The sequence below is a fragment of the Streptococcus parasanguinis genome (assembly GCF_001578955.1).
Taxonomy (GTDB): domain Bacteria; phylum Bacillota; class Bacilli; order Lactobacillales; family Streptococcaceae; genus Streptococcus; species Streptococcus parasanguinis_U.
On sequence record NZ_KQ969689.1, the window covers coordinates 247690 to 252105 of the forward strand.

Genomic DNA, 4416 nt, shown 5'->3' on the forward strand with positions numbered 1-4416 from the left:
CTGAAAAGAAAACAATTATGATTTCTTAAAGACTAGTCAAATATACAATAAAGATCAGCACAAGTTGAAACCACAGCCGATCAAGCAAGAATTGGATTTAACCCATCTAGATCAAGAATAAGGAGAAAACATGTCTAACACATACCATTTTATTGGAATTAAAGGAGCAGGGATGAGTGCTTTAGCTCTCATGCTTCACCAAATGGGACATACGGTTCAAGGGTCAGATGTTGAGAAGTATTACTTTACGCAACGTGGCTTGGAACAAGCAGGAATTCAAATTTATCCATTTGATGTAAAAAATTTGGAAGGCGACAAGATCCTCATTGCCGGGAATGCTTTCCGTCCAGATAACAATGTGGAAATCGCTTATGCAGATGAGCATGGCCTAACCTATAAACGATACCATGAATTCCTTGGTGAATTTATGCGTGACTTTGTCAGTATGGGGGTTGCCGGAGCACACGGAAAAACCTCAACAACAGGGATGCTTTCGCATGTCTTATCAAATATCACTGATACCAGTTATTTGATTGGTGACGGGACAGGTCGTGGTTCTGCAGCAGCCAAATACTTTGTATTTGAATCAGATGAGTATGAACGCCATTTTATGCCTTACCATCCTGAATACAGCATCATCACCAATATTGACTTCGACCATCCAGACTATTTCATGAGCTTAGAAGATGTCTTTAATGCCTTTAATGATTATGCCAAACAAATCAGTAAAGGACTCTTCATCTACGGAGAAGACAAAGAATTGCGTCGGATTACCTCATCAGCACCAATTTATTACTATGGTTTTGATAAGGAGACTAACGATTTTGTGGCAAGCAACTTGCTTCGCTCAACGACAGGTTCAACCTTCAACGTTCATTTCCGTGGAGAAGATTTGGGGCAATTCCATATCCCAACATTTGGTCGTCACAACATCATGAATGCCACAGCTGTCATTGGCTTGCTTTACATTGCAGGATTTGACTTAGATTTAGTCCGTGAGCATTTGAAGACCTTTGCTGGAGTGAAACGCCGTTTTACTGAAAAAGTGGTCAACGGAACAGTGATCATCGATGACTTTGCGCATCATCCAACAGAAATTATTGCTACCTTGGATGCGGCCCGTCAAAAATATCCAAGTAAAGAAATCGTAGCCATTTTCCAACCACATACCTTTACACGGACCATTGCTTTGTTGGATGAATTTGCTGAAGCCTTGAATCAAGCAGATGCTGTTTACTTGGCACAGATCTATGGCTCTGCGCGTGAAGTTGATCACGGCGATGTGAAAGTTGAAGATTTGGAAGCAAAAATTGTCAAACGTTCAGCGATTATTACAGCTGAGAATGTTTCTCCTCTTCTTGACCATGACAATGCAGTCTATGTCTTTATGGGGGCAGGAGATATTCAAACCTATGAATACTCATTTGAGCGTTTATTATCTAGTTTGACACATAGTGTACAATAAGAGATGATTGAGTCTGGAATCGATTGGTTCCAGACTCAAATTTATCTGTCCACTGAAGGAGTATGAGATGAGGAAAGCAGGATGGTGATTCGATCAATCACCCCAGCTGATCAAGAACAGCTGGGCTTGCTAGAAGAAGAACTTCATGAGAATGAAGGAAAGGAGCACAGGGCCACTCTTGAGGAAGCGCTAGGTTCGAAGGAAGCCATTTCTTTGCTTGCAGAGCAGGCGGGGGATGCTGTGGCCTACTTGTTGGCGACAGAAGACCAGCATGTAAAAGGAGACCTAATCGTATTGCGATTAGCAGTGAGGCCAGCCTTTCAAGGTCAAGGCTATGGCTCTATTTTGATCGCGGCTTTAAAGGATCTAGCTGTTCAAAAGGAAAAGAAGGCCATTTGGATCGATTGCCCAGAAGACTTGCTATCTTATTTTTCCCAGCAAGGATTTCGAGATGAAGCTGAGTCTGATCGAGGTGTTTGTATGGTTTGGGAGCGATAGTAGGGGTAAATGATGAAAGAAAAGATTCACATTAGACAGGCAGAGCTGCAGGATTTGGATGCGATCGAGCGCATTGAGCTTGAGAATTTCTCAGAAGAAGAAGCGATTGCGCGTGAGATTTTAAAAGATCACATTGAAAAGATTCAAGCGACTTTTCTTGTAGCAGAGTGCCAAGGTCAGATTTTAGGGTATTTAGAAGGACCTGTTAGACCGGAGCGCTATTTAATCGATTCCTCTTTTTCAGAGGTTGAAGATCTAAGCCAGTTAGAAAAGGGCTTTATTTCCATTACGAGTCTATCCATTGCTAAAGAAGCCCAAGGACTTGGAGTAGGAACCCTTTTGCTTGAAGCGATGAAAGAGATCGCGATTAAGGAGGACTGTCAAGGGATCAATTTGACCTGTCATGATTATTTGATTCCTTATTACGAAAAGCAAGGATTTACCAATGAAGGTCTTTCAGAATCCCAATATGCGGGTGAGGTTTGGTACAATCTGGTCTGGGAAAATGAAAACCTTGATTAAATAGGTATTTTGAAGAAGAAGGGCGATTTGTATTGCTTTTCTAAATCTTTTAAGATATAATATTAAGGATTATGATGAGGGAGGTCAATTATTTGACTGATAAATCACAAGACAGTGAGAAGTTATTAAGCTTCAAAGAGCAGATCCTCAGAGACTTAGAAGAGGCCAATGAGCAGCTTTTAAAGATCGAAAAAGAGTATGATCTACCTGATCGAAGCATTGAAACCCCTTCTTCACTGAAAGAGGAGGAAGAAGCAACACCACCTCCAAAAGTAGAAGAATCTGCGTTGGCTCCCAAAGAAGAACCAGTGGAGCCGGTAAAGGCGACTCCTGCTGTGGAAGAAAAGAGTGAGCTTACAAAGCCTGCTAAAAAAGGACCAACTCAGGAACCGGTAGAGGAAAGCTTATCGCGCTCTTCTCGTAACCAGCGCCAACAAAAACAAAAGAAACAAAATAAAATCGCCAAACGCATCGTTCGTACAGTGGTTAGCCTTTTGTTGATCGTGATCGTGGCTACCGGGATCTTTGCAGTGACCTATATCCATTCAGCTGTCAAGCCAATGGATAAAAATGCAACAGAATTCGTGACGGTTGAGATTCCAGCAGGTTCAAGTAATCGTGAGATTGGCGCGATCCTTGAGAAAAAAGGACTCGTGAAAAATGGTCAGTTCTTTAACTACTATACCAAGTTCAAGAACTATAGCAATTTCAAATCCGGTTATTTCAACCTTCAAAAGAGCATGGATCTAGAAACCATCATCCAAAAACTGCAGGAAGAGGGAACCAAAACTCCTCAGGCTCCAGTTCTTGGGAAGGTGACGATTCCAGAAGGTTATACGATCGATCAGATTGCGACGGCTATCACTACCGATGTCTCCACTAAGAAGGCAGGCAAGACTCCATTTAAGAAAGAAGATTTCTTGAAGGCTGTCCAAGACGATGCCTTTATTGAGAAGATGGTGGCCAAATATCCTAAGCTCTTGGCGAATCTGCCAGGTAAGGATTCTGGTGTTCGCTACCGTTTAGAAGGTTATCTCTTCCCAGCTACTTATAACTATGGGAAAGATACCACAGTGAAAGAAATGATCGATCAGATGCTGGCGGCCATGGATCAAAACTTAACCCCATACTATGAAACACTTGAGAGCAAGAACATCAATGTAAACGAAGTATTGACTCTTGCTTCCTTGGTTGAAAAAGAAGGGGCGACGGATCAAGACCGCAAAGATATCGCAAGTGTCTTCTATAACCGTTTGAACCAAGACATGCCTTTGCAAAGTAATATTGCAATTCTTTATGCAGAAGGGAAACTTGGTCAAAAGACGACCTTAAAAGAAGATGCAACGATTGATACAGAGCTGGATTCACCTTATAATATTTATAAGAATACCGGTTTGATGCCTGGTCCAGTGGATAACCCTGGAGTATCAGCGATCGAAGCGGCGGTGAACCCAAGTAAGACAGACTACTTGTATTTTGTCGCAAATGTCGAAAATGGTGAAGTCTTCTTCGCTAAGACATACGAAGAACACAATAAAAATGTAGAAGAACACGTCAATAGTAAATTGACACAAGCAAGTTCAAACTAGAAAAAGCATGTGGCGCGTCCACAGCTTTTTCATTCAAATAATAGAAAGAGAAGTATAATGGCAGAAAAAACATACCCAATGACCCTAGCAGAAAAAGAAAAATTAGAACTAGAATTAGAAGAATTGAAATTGGTCCGTCGACCTGAAGTCGTAGAACGGATCAAGATCGCTCGTTCATACGGTGACCTCTCAGAAAACTCTGAGTACGAAGCAGCAAAAGATGAACAAGCTTTTGTGGAAGGTCAAATCTCAAGCTTGGAAACAAAAATCCGCTATGCTGAAATCGTTGATAGCGATGCAGTTGCTGTAGACGAAGTAGCGATCGGAAAAACCGTTACAGTC

At 41.7% G+C, this 4416-nt stretch carries 5 protein-coding genes and 1 pseudogene; all 6 read left to right on the forward strand.

Annotation, left to right across the window (positions count from 1 at the left end):
• A pseudogene (locus SPADD19_RS12250) lies at positions 1-121 on the forward strand (cystathionine gamma-synthase); the annotation flags it as partial.
• Positions 122-130: 9 nt separating this feature from the next.
• The gene (murC, locus tag SPADD19_RS01145; protein ID WP_061454986.1) at positions 131-1465 is read left to right on the forward strand and encodes a UDP-N-acetylmuramate--L-alanine ligase; all 1335 of its coding nucleotides are present in this window, start codon (positions 131-133) and stop codon (positions 1463-1465) included.
• Between the two features lie 81 nt (positions 1466-1546).
• The gene (locus tag SPADD19_RS01150; RefSeq protein WP_021153712.1) at positions 1547-1963 is read left to right on the forward strand and encodes a GNAT family N-acetyltransferase; all 417 of its coding nucleotides are present in this window, start codon (positions 1547-1549) and stop codon (positions 1961-1963) included.
• 12 nt (positions 1964-1975) lie between these two features.
• Positions 1976-2485, forward strand: coding sequence for a GNAT family N-acetyltransferase (locus tag SPADD19_RS01155; protein ID WP_205617838.1), 510 nt, complete (start codon positions 1976-1978; stop codon positions 2483-2485).
• A gap of 59 nt (positions 2486-2544) precedes the next feature.
• Positions 2545-4074 (forward strand): endolytic transglycosylase MltG, encoded by a 1530-nt coding sequence (gene mltG, locus SPADD19_RS01160; RefSeq protein ID WP_481906738.1) that lies wholly within the window; start codon positions 2545-2547, stop codon positions 4072-4074.
• 57 nt (positions 4075-4131) lie between these two features.
• A partial coding sequence (locus SPADD19_RS01165) for a GreA/GreB family elongation factor (protein WP_481906728.1) occupies positions 4132-4416 on the forward strand: 285 nt, incomplete at its 3' end.

What these genes read in the sequence shown, in the direction of transcription:
- murC (WP_061454986.1), top strand. Translation starts at nt 131, where the DNA reads ATGTCTAACACATACCATTTTATTGGAATTAAAGGAGCAGGGATGAGT.
- SPADD19_RS01150 (WP_021153712.1), top strand. Translation starts at nt 1,547, where the DNA reads ATGGTGATTCGATCAATCACCCCAGCTGATCAAGAACAGCTGGGCTTG.
- SPADD19_RS01155 (WP_205617838.1), top strand. Translation starts at nt 1,976, where the DNA reads ATGAAAGAAAAGATTCACATTAGACAGGCAGAGCTGCAGGATTTGGAT.